The sequence below is a fragment of the Streptomyces sp. NPDC050264 genome (assembly GCF_040655895.1).
Classification (GTDB): domain Bacteria; phylum Actinomycetota; class Actinomycetes; order Streptomycetales; family Streptomycetaceae; genus Streptomyces.
This window is the reverse complement of record NZ_JBFAKV010000003.1, coordinates 485,642-499,412: the sequence shown is the minus strand read 5'-3', so window position 1 is coordinate 499,412 and position 13,771 is coordinate 485,642. Positions and strand designations below refer to the sequence as shown.

Sequence of the window (13,771 nt, the reverse complement as noted above, 5' to 3'; positions counted from 1 at the left end):
GCATCAGCACGAGTCCGAGCAGCCCGGTCTCCTCCACGGCGCCGGCCAGTCCGGCATCGGCCAGTGCCTTCCACAGCTCGCTGTCCGTGCCGCCGCCGAGACCCGCGAGCCGCTCAGGCGTGGAGAGGTCGCCGAAGATCTGCGCGGCCAGTTCCCGAGCCGCCGCCTGCTCCGGAGTGGGGGTGAAGTCCATGTCACGCCTCACCATCCTCAAGCGCCCGGAACACGGGAAGCTCCAACTCGGCGTCCACCCGCGTGAATTCGAGCCGGACCGGCATCCCGATGCGCACCTTGTCGGAGGAGACCCCGACAACGTTGCTGACGATGCGCACGCCTTCCGCCAGCTCGATCAGGCCCACCGCGTACGGCGGGTCGAATGCCGGGAAGGGCGGGTGATGCATGACGACGTAGCTGAAGACCGTGCCCTCGCCGCACGCCCGGACCGTGTCCCACTGCAGGCCACCGCACACGTTGCACCCCGGCAGCCATGGAAAGCGCAGTGTCTCGCAGCCGCGACAGCGCTGGATGAGCAACTGGTGCTCCGCCACGCCCGCCCAGAACCCGGCGTTGTCCCGGTTCACGACAGGGCGCGGGCGGAGCTTCCTCGACGCGCCGGGCGCCCCCGCGGACTTGTCCGCGGTCTTCTCCGCAGACTTGTCCGCAGACTTGGCAGACTTGGCAGACACCGAATCACGTTCGGCGGGTGCGTACTTCAGGATGCGGAACCGGTGTGTCCCCGCCGGCTCCCCGCCCGCCCGCACGTCCATACGTGTCGTGACGAAGTGCCCTGTGCCGAGCTTCGTCGTCTTCAGGGGCGACACCGACTCGATCACCGCGTCGAAGGTGATCGTGTCCCCGGGCCGCAGCGGCCGCAGATACTCCTGCTCGCAATCGGTGGCGACGACCGAGGTGTACCCGGCGCCGTCCAGCAGCGCGAGCAGGTCGTCGTAGGCCCCCGCGCGCCCCGCGTACCCGGACAGGCCCGCCATCGTCCACGCCTGCAGCATGGTCGGCGGCGCTATGGCGTCCGGTCCCTCGTACGCCGGATCGGTGTCGCCCATGGCCTCGCACCAGTGCCGGATCATCGGCGCGTTGACCGGGTCCCTGCCCTCGCCCGCCGACGCCGCGGCAAGCCCCTCGAAAGCCTTCAACCCCTCATACGCCAAAGCCGCCCGACCCGCTTCCGCCACCGCACTCACCGCCTCCCCCGCTTCATCCCGAGCCGCATCGTGGCCACGATCTCCCGCTGCACCTCGCTCACCCCGCCGCCGAACGTGTTGATCTGTGCCGCCCGGTTCATCCGCTCCAACTCCCCTTCTCCCACCGCGGAGTCACCGCCCACCGCCCCGAACGCCCCGGGCGATCCCCTCCGCAGCCACCCGGTCTCACCCGCGATCTGCTGACATATCTGGTACACCTCGACCGCCGATTCGGTTCCCGCGAACTTCACGCCGGCGGCGTCGCCGGGGGCCGGCCCGCCTGCCCCGACATCCCCCACCAAACGCCAGTTGAGCAGGCGCGTTGCCGCCAGCCGGGCATGCGCTTCGGCCAACCGGGACCGGACCCACGGAGCGTCAACCCGGCGCTCGCCCGTCACCGGATCAGGCGTACGGGCAGCGGCGAGGACCCGGGTGTAGAAGTCCTCGGCCTGCATCCCGATCGCCGCGAGCGCCACCCGTTCGTGATTGAGCTGGTTGGTGATCAGCCCCCAGCCGCCGTTCTCCTCGCCGACCAGATGGGAGCCGGGGACGCGGATGCCGTCGTAATACGTGGCCGTCGTGGTCAGCCCGCCGACCGTCTCGATCGGGGTCCAGGAGAAGCCCGGCGCGGCGGTCGGCACGAGGACGATCGAGATGCCCTGGTGCTTGGGGGCCTCGGGGTCGGTGCGGCAGGCCAGCCAGATCCAGTCGGCGTTCTGCGCGTTCGACGTGAAGACCTTCTGCCCGTCGATGAGCCAGTCGCCGCTGGCGTCGTCCCGCACGGCCCGCGTCCGCAGCGACGCGAGATCGGTCCCGGCCGACGGCTCGCTGTAGCCGATCGCGAAGATCACGTCACCGCTGAGGATCCGGGGCAGGAAGTACGCCTTCTGCTCCTCGGTGCCGAACTTCATCAACGTGGGACCGACCGTGTTCAGCGTGACCATGGAGATCGGCGCACCCGCGCGGTACGCCTCGTCGAAGAACACGAACTGCTCGTCGGGGCCGCGCCCCTGACCGCCGTACGCCACGGGCCAGCCGAGCCCCAACAGCCCCTCGGCCCCCATGCGCCGCAGCACCCTGCGCTGCTCGTCGATGTCGTCGGCCGCGGGCGGTCCCCCCGGCATCAACGTACGGAAGTGTCCGCGCAGTTGGGCACGGAGCTCGCGCTGGCGCTCGGTGGGGGCGAGGTGCACGGCGGCGGCCCTCCCGGACCTCGTACGAACAAGGGTTTCTGACTGTCCGTCAGTTACCGATGGGTGTCAAGAGATCGACCGGGCCACCGGCCTCGGCGAAGGCGGCGACGCGAGACGCTCGTACAAAGCCACCCACCCGAAGCCACCTGCACGTAGCCACCCACCCGTAGCCACCTGCACGAAAACGCCTGCGCGGCGGTGCCGAAGCACCGCCGCGCAGACTGTCACGCACCCCGCGGAAGACCCCTGCCCAACAGGAGCCGTGCGGTCACCAGAGCTCGGCGAAGTTCACGACGACGTTCTTGTTGGTCTGGTTGATCGCCGTGAAGGCGGAGCCGTTGACCTGTGCGGTGTTGCTCTGGTTCGAGGCGCCGTTGCCCACGGCCTGCTGCTGCGTGGTGGACGAGTTGCCGCTGTTGTCGTGTCCGACCCCGCTGCCGTTGACCGTCGCCACCCCCGCGTTCGATCCGTTGTCCGCGAACGATCCGTTGTCCGCGATCGCCACTCCGGAGAACAGAGCCGCGGCGAGGGGCAGGGCGGCGACGGTGGCGATGACGCGGGCGGTACGGATGGAAGCCATGTCTTTTCCTCCAGAAGGAAGTACACCGGGAGTACGGGCGGATGCCCGGCACCCGGGGAAGTTCGGGTTGCTCCAGGGAAGTTGGCCGGCCGCCCTGGCGATGTTCACGACGTCGCGAGACCAGAGTTGCCCACCGAATCCCTGGCGAACCACCCAGGAAGCCGCGTTTCGCCCGCAAGCGTGAGGACTTGTCGATAAACCTGCTTCCCGTCCAGAAAGCCCCAGATCAGCCCGAACAGGCACCGATCGGTTAGGCACGGCCCAGCCGCCCCAGGCGATGAAGCGTTTCGGCACATTTTTAGTAAATAGGCACCCCGGACGGCCCACCCCCCTTCCCTCTTTCGAACGTACGTACGAACATGAAGTCATGGCCACCACCGACCGGCACTCGCCGCCCTCCGTCCCGACCACATCCCTGGCGACCTTGGCCCTCGCGCACGCCCTCTCCGCCGCCGCGCGCGGGCTCGCCGTCATCCCGCTCTCCCGCACCAAGCTCCCGGCGCTGCCCTCACCGCACCGCGACGATCCCCCGTGGTCTCCGCGCTGCCACGGCGAATGCGGGCTCCCCGGCCACGGCGTGCACGACGCGACGACCGATCCGCGCCGCGTCCGCTCCCTGTTCGCCGCCGCGCCCCGGGCCACCGGATACGGGATCGCGTGCGGCCTCCCGCCGCACCACCTCATCGGCGTCGACCTGGACACCAAGACCGGTACGGACTCCTCCGCCTCACTGCGTGAGCTGGCCTTGCGTCATCTGTTCACGATCCCCGACACCGTGGTCGTGGCCACCCCGAGCGGCGGGCGGCACCTGTGGCTGTCCGGGCCGCCGGACGCCGTGGTGCCCAATTCCGCGGGCCGCCTCGCGCCCGGTATCGACATCCGCGGAGCCGGCGGCTACCTGGTGGGGCCCGGCTCCCGCACCGAGCGCGGCGTCTACGCCACGGTCCCCGGCACGGCCCACCTGCCGCCCGCCCCCTGCCCACCGGCGCTCCTGCGGCTGCTCACACCCCCGCCGCGTCCCCACCACCCCGGGCCCACCACGCGCGCCGGGCAACACGGCCTGGGCCTCACCCAGTTCGTTCTCGGCGCCCATGAAGGGCAGCGCAACACCCGCCTCTTCTGGGCAGCCTGCCGCGCCTACGAAAGCGGCCTCGGAGACACCCTCACCGACGCCCTGGTGGACGCCGCGATACGTACGGGCCTGACGGAACGGGAGGCCCGCTCGACGATCGCCTCAGCGGCGCGGCTGACGTCGGGGTCGTAGAAAACACCCCACATACAGGAAGCGCGATGCGTTAAAGAAGTCGTGCGGTATCTCCCCGCCCTGCTTTGCTGACCAGAGCGACCAAGGGTGGAGGGGCAGCATGAGCAGACGGTGGTACGTCGCGCGCGGGGTGCCGGGCGGATACAGGATCTGGAACACGAGGGGGCGGCGCTGGTGGGGAGACCTCTACGAGCTCTGCCCCGACGATCTTCTGGCGGAGCTGAACGGCAAGGCCGACCCTGACAAGATCACTGCTCTCCTGAAGCGGTACCGGGCGCTGAAGCGGTAGCCGTGCCCCGGCGTGCTCGACAGGTCGAGGGCCACGGGGTATCGCGTTCAGCGGCCGCGCCGGCTTCTCAGCGGCGCTGCCGGCCCACACATGGCCCATGGGCCCCTGACTCGTACCGAATGCGATTACATTGCGTACACGTCAAACAGAAGCGCAATATCTTCACGTTTCCCAGGCCGGCCGCACAGTGCGAATGGCATGGTTGATCGACCGATGAGCCGGACGCTCGGACGTCCGCGTTGGGGGACCTTCATGCGTACTCGTACCGCCGCGGCCTCTGCCGTTCTGATCCTGTGCACCGTGCTGAGCTCGGCGGCCTGCTCGTCACCCTCCGAACCCTCCGACAGCACCCCGTCGTCCGGCAGCTCGACCTCAGCCGAGAACGGGACGAGCCAGGGCCAGACAGACAGGGCCAAGCCGGGTGTCGACCCCTCGGAATGTGCGACCTCTGCCGACAAGATGCCGGAGGGCTGCGAGATCGAGGTCCCCGTCTCAGAAATTGGCGAGGCCTCTCCCGCCACGGGGACGCCGTCGATGAAGTGACCACAACATCAATGACGCGGCCCGGCCCGGGGTGGGCCGACGACGCGAGTGCTCCTCACGTGCTCGGGCGGTAGCAACTGGCCAACGAATGCACCGGCAGGGCGCGGTCGATGCGGTAGAGGTAGGCGGCCAGCGGGCCCCGGCGGAGTTGATGGACGGGCCGCGCGAGCATCGCGCAGTCGCTGGCCATTGCGGCCCGGCGAGATCGTCGCCCTCAAGGAGACGGAGTGCGCCTTGCCTTCCAACTCACCTGAGCACGTGAAGGATTGGGGCGAGCCGTTGCTGGGAGAGGCGGGCGGAAGACGGAATGGGCGAGAAGGGATGAGGCGGGCTCAACGCGAAAGGGGTGCTCCGATGACCGGAGCACCCCTTCTGACCAGCACCTGAGCTGACCTGCATGCGGTGGGTGTGGGATTTGAACCCACGGTGACTCTCGCCACGACGGTTTTCAAGACCGTTCCCTTAGGCCGCTCGGGCAACCCACCCCGCGCCCCCGTGAGCCGCCCGAAGGCGAGCCGGTGGCGCGGGACAAGGGTAGCGGGTTCGGGGACGGGGTCCGTCAGCTGTCGCCCTTGCGCTCCCCGAGGGTCACGTCGGTGGTGCGCTCCTTGCCGTCGCGCGTGAAGGTGAGCTTCACGGTGTCGCCCGGCTTGTGCGTCCAGATCTGGCCGATCAGGGTCGGACCGGAGTCGATCACCGAGTCGTCCAGCTTCGTGATGACGTCGCCGGGCTTCAGACCGGCCTTGTCCGCCGGACCGTTCGCCGTGACCGCGGCGGAGCCGCTCGCGCCCTGCTCGGTGATCTTCGCGCCGCCGGTGCCCTCTTCGAGGGAGACGGAGGCACCGATCACCGGGTATAGCGGCTGGCCGGTCTTGATGAGCTGCTGGGCGACCATCTTGGCCTGGTTGATCGGGATGGCGAAGCCGAGGCCGATCGAGCCCGCCTGGCCCGAACCGCCGCCCATGCCGCCGCTGGAGGCGGACTGGATGGCCGAGTTGATGCCGATCACATTGCCGTTGCCGTCCAGGAGCGGCCCTCCGGAGTTGCCCGGGTTGATCGACGCGTCGGTCTGCAGGGCGCTCATGTACGAGGCCTTGCTGCTGCCCGTGCCGTCGCTGGACGCCACCGGGCGGTCCTTCGCCGAGATGATGCCCGTGGTCACCGTGTTCGACAGCCCGAAGGGCGCGCCGATCGCGATGGTCGAGTCACCGACGGCGACCTTGTCGGAGTTGCCGAGCACGAGGGGCTTGAGGTTGTCCGGCGCGTTCTTCAGCTTGATGACCGCGACGTCGTAGCCCTGTGCGTGGCCGATCACCTCGGCGTCGTACTTCTTGCCGTTCGAGAACGTCGCCGACAGCTTGCCGCCGTCCACGGCCTCCGCCACCACGTGGTTGTTGGTGAGGATGTGGCCTTGCTTGTCGTACACGAAGCCGGTGCCGGTGCCGCCCTCGCCGTTGTTGCCCTCGGCCTCGATGGTGACCGTGCTGGGCAGCGCCTTGGCGGCCACCGCCGCGACGGTGCCCGGGTCGCGCTTGAGGTCGGCGGGGTTGGAGGCGGAGACGGTCGTCGAGCCGGTGCCCCCGTCGTCACCCCGCTCCGCGGCCCAGTAGCCGACGCCGCCACCGACGGCGCCCGCGATCAGGGCGGCCGCGATGACCCCGGCGACCAGGCCGCCGCGCCGACCGCCCGGCTTGGGCTGCGGCTGCTCGTAGGAGGAGCCCCATGTCGGACCGCCGCCTCCGCCCGCGTACGACGGGATCGCCGGCGGCGGAGGCGGCCACTCCCCGGCGGGCGCGGGTCCGGCAGGGCCGGCGGCACCCGCGTCAGCGGCGCTCGCTCCGGGTGTCCCGTGGTCGGCGGTCGCCCCGCCGTGGCCCACCGTGTCGTACCCGGCGCCTTCGGGGGCCGACGGGGCCGGCCCGGCAGGTGCCTGTGCGGGAGCAGCGGGAGCGTCCACCGGCACGGGAGGTGCGGACGGGGCCGGGGGGACCGCAGTGCCCTCGTTCTCGGTGCTCACAGCTTTCTCTCCTCGATCCACGGCTGTTGTTGCCGGTACGGTCCTGGCGCTCGATCGTTTTTCGAACACCCGTCGGTAACTACAGCGGCGCTTGACCGACCGCTGTCACTCCACCGTTCCGGCATGGTCCTGTCACGGTCCAGTTGTGCAGTTGTACGCGGTCAGCTTTTCCCACGAGGCGTCAGGGCACCATAAGGCGTTCCTGTGCGTCCGCTGCCATCCTTTATGCCGGTCGAAACGGACGCATCCGCTAGGCCGAACTTTCTCGGTGGCCGGCCGCGCGGTGGCACCATGACGCGGTGACCCACGCACGACAGCAACGCATCCAGGTCGTCGCCCACCGCGGGGCCTCGGAGGACGCACCCGAGCACACATTGGCGGCATACAAGAAGGCGATCGAGGACGGTGCCGATGCCCTGGAGTGCGATGTGCGGCTCACGGCGGACGGCCATCTCGTCTGCGTGCACGACCGTCGCGTCAACCGTACGTCGAACGGCCGCGGAGCGGTCTCGGCCCTGGAGCTCGAAGCCCTGGCCGCCCTCGACTTCGGCTCCTGGCGCGACCTCGAGGAGAGTCCCGACTGGACGGTGGGCTCGGCCGACACGTCCGTACTGACGTTGGAGCGCCTCCTCGAACTGGTCGTGGACGCCGGACGCCGGATCGAGCTGGCCATCGAGACCAAACACCCCACCCGGTGGGCGGGCCAGGTCGAGGAGCGGCTCCTGCTGCTGCTCAAGCGATTCGGCCTGGATGCACCGTCCGCGGACGAGCCCTCACAAGTACGTGTCATGAGTTTTTCGGCCCGTTCCTTGTTGCGTGTCCGGGAGGCGTCACCGACCCTGCCGACCGTCTACCTGATGCAGTTCGTCTCGCCCCGCCATCGCGAAGGACGTCTGCCCGAAGGCGTGCACATCGCGGGCCCCGGCATCAGGATCGTGCGCAACCACCCCTCGTACATCGAGAAGCTCGCGCGCGCGGGTCACCAGGTGCACGTCTGGACGGTGAACGAGCCCGAGGACGTCGACCTCTGTGTCCGGCTCGGAGTCGACGCGATCATCACGAACCGGCCGGCGGCGGTGCTTCGACACCTCGGCCGAGGATGATTTCCGGCCACTTTCACCACCGACCGTCACGGGGAGTGCACCGGCGCGTGCTTACCGCATTCGATCGTTACGAGTGCGTCACCGCACGCGTACTGGCCGGTTTCCGGTCCAGTCCATTGGGGCATCCACACCGTGGCGTGGGGCAAAGGAGGTTTCGGGGGTGGCGTTGGTGGTGGCACAGGAGGTGCCTGCGTCGTCGAGCATGGCCGTTCCCCATGGCCCTGCGGGCGTGGGCGAAGCTCGGCACCGTATGCGTGATCAGCTGCGCTGTCGCGGGGTGTCGGACTCGGTCGTCGACGATGCGGTGCTGATTCTTTCCGAGTTGCTCAGCAATGCCTGTCGGCATGGCAGACCGCTCGGCGACGACATGGCGGGCGACGGTGACGTTCGAGCCGCGTGGTGCGTGGACGACCGGGGCTGTCTCACAGTCGAGGTGACGGACGGCGGCGGCCCGACCCGCCCGATTCCGGCCACCCCCTCGGTGACCGCGCGAGGCGGCCGCGGGCTCAACATCATCACGGCGCTGGCGGACGACTGGGGCGTGCGCGACGACTCACGCGGCGAGGTCACCGTCTGGGTGGTCGTGCACAAGGACGTGCACGCGGAAGCGGCGGCGCACCGCCGCGAGGACTTCGCGGCCCGCATCACCTCTCCCCACGCGACCGACCTGGCGGGCCTCGACTTCGCGGACGCCTTCGACGACGTGGGTTGAACGCCGTCCCGCGCGGGGCACTTGGACCGAATCCCACCCTTGTCAGTACGAGCGGCTAGGCTCGCGCCCGTACGTACCTGAGCCGTATCCGGGAGACATCCAAGATGGCCAAGAAGCGCCCGCAGACCAAGGGCAAGCCGCAAGTCACCAGTGGAGAGATCCCGGTTGTCGGTGCCCGCGAACCCTGCCCCTGCGGCAGCGGCCGCCGCTACAAGGCATGCCACGGCCGGGACGCCGCGCACGCGGTGACCGAGCTGGTGCAGCGCCCCTTCGAGGGCCTGCCGGGCGAGGGCGACTGGGTCGCGCTGCGCGAGCTGGTTCCCGCGGCGACCGTGCAGCTGCCCCTCAAGGACAAGCTGCCCGACGACGTCCCCTCGGTCACCCTCGCGACCGTGCTGCCGATGGCCTGGCCCGCGCTGCGCCGCGACGACGGCACGGTCCTGCTCGGCCTGCAGAACGACACGTCGTCGGGTGACATCAGCCGCGACCTGGCCGACACCCTGCAGCGCGCGCTGACCGCCGAACCGGGCAGCCCGGTGCAGGCGCGCCGGGCGCCCGCCGACGGCCCGCGCCTCCAGGACCTCCTCGACCCGAGCGGCGCTTTCGAGCCTGTCGTGCACACGGGTTTCGAATTCTGGGTGCCGGACTCGGAGAACGCGTCGGGTGAGGTCGCCGCTTCCCTGGAGCGGGCCAACGCCGCGGCCATCCCGACCGTGAAGCTCTCGGGCGTGGACAGCGCCTACTGGTGCGAGACGCCGGACAAGAACCACCTGCGCTGGGTCATGCCGCACCCGGAGGAGAAGCTCCTCGACGCGCTCGCGCGGCTGCACGCCGCGGGCGCGTCCTCGCTCGGCGAGGGCACGCGCCTCGTGGGCTCGTTCCGGGCGCACGGGCTGACGGTTCCGGTGTGGGACCTGCCCAGCGCGGTGAAGGCGGAGGACATCGAGAAGCCGGCCGCCGAGTTCGCCGAGCGGCTCGCTTCCGCACTCGCCACGGACGCGCCGCTGACCGCGGACGAGCGTCGCGCGCGCGGGGGCCTCACCAACCGACAGGTGACGCTCAGCTGACACACAGGGTCCACGCGTCCCGACCGGCGGTCTGATCGACTGGACTGACCGACCGGTCAGGCCGTTCGGCTCCTCGAGAGCCTCCTCGGGCTGGGTGACTCCGGTCACAACTCCCGGTAGTTGCAGGTAAATCCATGTCCGAATAGAAGAGATCGAATTTGTAAACTGCCGATCTCTTGTTACCGTTCAAGTAGCCCGGTTGCTGGTGCATCCCCCGTCGCCAGCAACCGGGCGCTTTCATGCCCGCACCGCTCGGCGAGCCCCAACACCCCTGCGTGGGTGCCTAGTTGCTCCCCGACCGCAGCAACAGCGGCGCGTCGCCGTCGGCCGCATACTCCGCCACCGCGGCATACCGCGCGAGCTCTCCCCGGGTCCGTCCACGCGGTGTCTCGCACAGCCCCGGCTCGTCCTCCGCACCCACCGCGCAGTCGATCTGCATCGTGCGTCCGCCGGGCGCCATCAGGGTCAGAACGACGCCCAGCCCCCCGCCCGTCGTGTTCCGGTAGTAGGTACGCGCCCACGTGTCGCGCCCCTGCCGCAGCACACAGGTCTGGGCCTCGATGCCTTCGGGAGACGCGAGTTGGGGGCCGCAGCGAGCGGCGGTGGCCACCCCCAGGCCGTTCAGGAGCGAGGGGGACCGATGATCGGACGCCGCGTCCACAGCGCCGTCCTGCGGGCCGCTCACCGTCGCCTCCGGCTTGCCGTCGACCCTGTCGGCTGCGCCTGCCGGCTCCGACTCCGTTTTTTCGGCGGCCTGCCGGGCGGGCTCGTCGTTCACGGGTCCCGCGGACGCCCCCGCGAGCGGCAGTACGGCAGTGAGCACGACCACGGCGAGGAGACCGAACAGACGAAGGCGCGAAGGGGGAGCCCCCTGCTCGGGCCCGGTCGAGATCTTGGGGAGTGGGGGCGCGGCAGGCATGCGCCGAAGATATCGGCGCATGCCGGTCACGGCGGCTCGCCGCGCGCCCGATATCGCTACAACTCGGGCGCGCTCACACCCGTACGAGTGAGAGCGTCCACGACCGCGTCGACCACGGCCTCCACATCGGGCGTCCAGGGCGCCGCCGAACCGGGCAGCGGTGCGCGCTCCCAGCGGACCTGCCCCACGCCCGTGGTGGACGGCGGCAGGGCGAGGTAGCCGCCCTCGCCGTGGAAGCGCAGCGAGCCGGGGACGAAGTCCTGCGCGTACAGGAGCTCGCCGAGCTGCTCCATGGAGTACGGCGCGACGAGGATCGCCAGCCGCTCCGGGGTGGCGATGACCGGGCCGAGCCGTACGTCGGCGCGGTCGAGTGCGGCGAGCGCGCGGGCGCCCGCGACAGCGGGGAGGCTCACGGCGCAGGGTGCGCGCCCCCCGAATGCCCCGGACGAGGCACCTGTAGCGAGCACGATCGGGGATCCGGGTCGATTGGTCCACCACCAGCGGACCATGCGCTCGTCGGTCGTCGCGGCGAGCAGTCCCGGGTCGGACGGGTGGGCGCCGGGCACCGTGCACTCCGGGTCGGGGCAGGCGCAGCGGACGCCGTCGCGACGTCCCACCGCCGCGAGCCCTATGCCCGGCAAGACCGGCCACTGCCACGCTGTCGCGAACGTGAGGGCCGCGCTGATCAGGTCAGACTTCCCGCTGTCACGCCTGGACAGGAGCCTGCGTCGCCTTCCGAGGATCTCGCGCATGAGCGCTCGTTCCTTTCCGTTGAACGCCGAGGGCCACATCACACCATGTGTCGAACAGTCACTGTGCGTACGTGCTGAAGCGCCTGGCCCCGGCCTGATCTGCCGACCTGGGGCAGGGGTAACCCCTATAGTCCGAGCGCTTGCTGTGTCCTTTAAAAGCCTGGCGTGGGGTGGCGGCGCCTGGCGTTTGCCGTCCCGCGTATTTATCGCCGCCTCCCCCACGGGAGGATGGGGCACGGTCGTCGGTAGTTAAGACGCCCGGGTCCGTCACCAGGTTCCGGGTTGATCCCAACTGCCCCTGGTCTTCTCCGAGTACGTACCCACCGCGGCCGCTATGACGCTCCGTCGAACAATGCCAGTCGACCGCAATACGCTGTTCACCGAGTCGCTTTTTGGCCAACTTGAAACGATCTGGATCATGGCGGGGCGGCGGAGGAGAACAGAGATCGCATTACCGCAGAAGCCACTTCAACACCACGGACACCAGGAATCCCAGCAGGACAATGCTGGACATCCCCTCTCCAGTGCGTGTAGATGTGGAGACATTGCTGGCGGCGCAGAATGACATGGGGGTTTGCGATGCTAATGAGCAATAAGCGCCGGTCGGAAAGCCGGAAGCCATGACAACCCCACACCTGCCGAAAGTGGCTGGAATCGATTCCCCTCCTGGACAGGTTCCCCCTCCCGCCCACACCGTCGCGCCCGCGCCCGCGGTGTCACAGGTCGCTCCGGCACCGGCGGCCCCCACAGCCGTGATCCAGGACAGGCTCGCCGGCTGGGTCTCCGACCTCACGACGCTGCACGAACTCACGGAACGGCTGGCCCGTACGGCAGCACTCGACGAAGCCCTGCACGAACTTCTGCGCGCCGGAGCCGCCCTGGTCGGTGCCCGGCGCGGTCTCGTCGTCCTGGAGCCGGGCGACGGACTCGGCCCCGACACCACCGTCGGCCTCGGCCTGTCCCGCCCCGACCTCGGACACATCGAGACGGTGCCGCGCGGAGTGACGTCGTACGGGCGGATCCTCGAGGGATTCAGCACCGAGGACGAGGCACACGCCGACCTGCTCTCCGAGGACGGGCTCGACCCGCGCCACCGCGAGGTCGCCGCACGCCTCGGCTACGCGGCGAGCTACGCGCTGCCGCTCGCCACCGGCGACGCGGGCCGGCTCGGCGCCGCCGTCTGGCTCTACGACGAACCGGCCGAGCCCGTCGAGCGCCAGCGGCACCTCATCGGCCTGTACGCGCGCTACGCCACCGAGCACCTGGCCCGCCTGCTCGAACTGGAGCGCACGCGCGCGTGGTCGCGCACGATCTCCGACGAACTGCTGCCCGCCCGGCTGCCCCGCGTCCCGGGCGTGCAACTCGCCGTACGGCACCGCACAGGGGCGCGCGGCGGCGGCGACTGGTACGACGCGCTGCCGCTGCCCGAGGGAGCGCTCGGCCTCGCGGTCGGCTCGGTCTCAGGGTCAGGCGCGAGCGCGGTCGCCGCGATGGGCAGGCTGCGCGCCTCCCTGCGGGCGTACGCGGTGATGGAGGGCGAGGACCCGGTCGCGGTCCTGTCCGACCTGGAGCTGCTGCTCCGGCTGACCGAGCCCGCCCGCAGCGCGACCGCCCTGTTCGCCTACTGCGAGCCGGCGCAGCGCAAGATCGTCCTCGCGGGCGCCGGGCACAGCCCGCCCCTGGTGATCGGGGAGCGGCGCACGGAGTTCGCGGAAACGACGCTCTCCGCCCCGCTGGGCATGCTCGCCTGCTGGGAGGCGCCGAGCGTGGAGATCGCGCCGGACCGGGGCGAGACGGTGCTGCTGTACACGGACGGCCTCCTGCACCGCACCGGCGACCCCATGGACCGCGCCTTCGCCCGGCTGCACGCGGCCGCGGCAAGCGTCCCGAGGGCGCTCCGCGACGACCCGGGCGCCATCGCCGACCACGTACTGCGCACCGTGCTCCCCGACGGACTCGACTCCATCGACAGCAACGAGGACATCGTCCTTCTTGCCGCGCGCTTCGAGTAAGCGCCTACGTACTGCCTGTATGCCCTGCCTGTAAGAGGCCGTCCGGCCCTGGACCCCCTTCCGTACGCTCGTACGATGGAGGGGGCCCACTGCCATATCCGGCCATACCCAGGTCATTCAA

At 70.2% G+C, this 13,771-nt stretch carries 13 protein-coding genes, 1 tRNA gene and 1 pseudogene; 6 read left to right on the top strand and 9 right to left on the bottom strand.

All coding sequences use genetic code 11. The features are described from left to right. The 4 genes and pseudogenes from AB0J02_RS07430 to AB0J02_RS07415 all read right to left on the bottom strand — a co-directional run. Positions 1-193: pseudogene (locus tag AB0J02_RS07430) on the bottom strand (acyl-CoA dehydrogenase); the annotation flags it as partial. A gap of 1 nt (position 194) precedes the next feature. Beyond that, positions 195-1,199, bottom strand: a complete 1,005-nt coding sequence (locus AB0J02_RS07425) for an OB-fold domain-containing protein (protein ID WP_363192603.1) — start codon at positions 1,197-1,199, stop codon at positions 195-197. Continuing rightward, positions 1,196-2,392 carry an acyl-CoA dehydrogenase family protein gene (locus AB0J02_RS07420; RefSeq protein ID WP_363192602.1) on the bottom strand — a complete coding sequence of 399 codons (1,197 nt, stop codon included), beginning with the start codon at positions 2,390-2,392 and terminating at the stop codon, positions 1,196-1,198. Before AB0J02_RS07420 ends, AB0J02_RS07425 begins: the two co-directional genes overlap by 4 nt. Positions 2,393-2,660: 268 nt before the next feature. Beyond that, the gene (locus AB0J02_RS07415) at positions 2,661-2,972 is read right to left on the bottom strand and encodes a hypothetical protein (RefSeq protein WP_363192601.1); all 312 of its coding nucleotides are present in this window, start codon (positions 2,970-2,972) and stop codon (positions 2,661-2,663) included. Positions 2,973-3,339: 367 nt separating this feature from the next. On the opposite strand from AB0J02_RS07415, the gene AB0J02_RS07410 reads away from it, so the two are divergent. Both AB0J02_RS07410 and AB0J02_RS07405 read left to right on the top strand, forming a co-directional pair. Beyond that, positions 3,340-4,236: a bifunctional DNA primase/polymerase gene (locus AB0J02_RS07410; RefSeq protein WP_363192600.1), complete on the top strand. Its 897-nt coding sequence runs from the start codon at positions 3,340-3,342 to the stop codon at positions 4,234-4,236. Between the two features lie 100 nt (positions 4,237-4,336). Next, entirely contained in the window at positions 4,337-4,525 is a 189-nt protein-coding gene (locus AB0J02_RS07405) for a hypothetical protein (protein WP_363192599.1), read from the top strand. Positions 4,526-5,123: 598 nt separating this feature from the next. Here the strand turns inward: AB0J02_RS07405 and AB0J02_RS07400 are convergent. From AB0J02_RS07400 to AB0J02_RS07390, 3 genes are all read right to left on the bottom strand, one after another. Further along, a complete protein-coding gene (locus tag AB0J02_RS07400) occupies positions 5,124-5,258 on the bottom strand; it encodes a hypothetical protein (RefSeq protein WP_363192598.1) in 135 nt (44 codons plus the stop codon). Positions 5,259-5,468: 210 nt separating this feature from the next. After that, positions 5,469-5,553 (bottom strand) — tRNA-Ser (locus AB0J02_RS07395). Positions 5,554-5,627: 74 nt separating this feature from the next. Beyond that, complete coding sequence (locus AB0J02_RS07390; protein WP_363192597.1) at positions 5,628-7,085, bottom strand: trypsin-like peptidase domain-containing protein; 1,458 nt, start codon at positions 7,083-7,085, stop codon at positions 5,628-5,630. A 299-nt stretch (positions 7,086-7,384) separates the two neighbouring features. On the opposite strand from AB0J02_RS07390, the gene AB0J02_RS07385 reads away from it, so the two are divergent. From AB0J02_RS07385 to AB0J02_RS07375, 3 genes are all read left to right on the top strand, one after another. Next, complete coding sequence (locus AB0J02_RS07385; RefSeq protein WP_363192596.1) at positions 7,385-8,188, top strand: glycerophosphodiester phosphodiesterase; 804 nt, start codon at positions 7,385-7,387, stop codon at positions 8,186-8,188. Between the two features lie 73 nt (positions 8,189-8,261). After that, a complete protein-coding gene (locus AB0J02_RS07380; protein WP_363192595.1) occupies positions 8,262-8,900 on the top strand; it encodes an ATP-binding protein in 639 nt (212 codons plus the stop codon). A 104-nt stretch (positions 8,901-9,004) separates the two neighbouring features. Further along, complete coding sequence (locus tag AB0J02_RS07375) at positions 9,005-9,967, top strand: DUF5926 family protein (RefSeq protein ID WP_363192594.1); 963 nt, start codon at positions 9,005-9,007, stop codon at positions 9,965-9,967. A gap of 283 nt (positions 9,968-10,250) precedes the next feature. On the opposite strand, the gene AB0J02_RS07370 is transcribed toward AB0J02_RS07375, so the two are convergent. Together AB0J02_RS07370 and AB0J02_RS07365 are read right to left on the bottom strand one after the other, a co-directional pair. Next, on the bottom strand, positions 10,251-10,886 hold the full coding sequence (locus AB0J02_RS07370) for a hypothetical protein (protein WP_363192593.1): 636 nt from the start codon (positions 10,884-10,886) through the stop codon (positions 10,251-10,253). A 56-nt stretch (positions 10,887-10,942) separates the two neighbouring features. After that, entirely contained in the window at positions 10,943-11,638 is a 696-nt protein-coding gene (locus AB0J02_RS07365; protein WP_363192592.1) for a bifunctional DNA primase/polymerase, read from the bottom strand. A gap of 620 nt (positions 11,639-12,258) precedes the next feature. On the opposite strand from AB0J02_RS07365, the gene AB0J02_RS07360 reads away from it, so the two are divergent. Continuing rightward, positions 12,259-13,650 carry a PP2C family protein-serine/threonine phosphatase gene (locus AB0J02_RS07360; RefSeq protein WP_363192591.1) on the top strand — a complete coding sequence of 464 codons (1,392 nt, stop codon included), beginning with the start codon at positions 12,259-12,261 and terminating at the stop codon, positions 13,648-13,650. Positions 13,651-13,771: the final 121 nt, after the last annotated feature.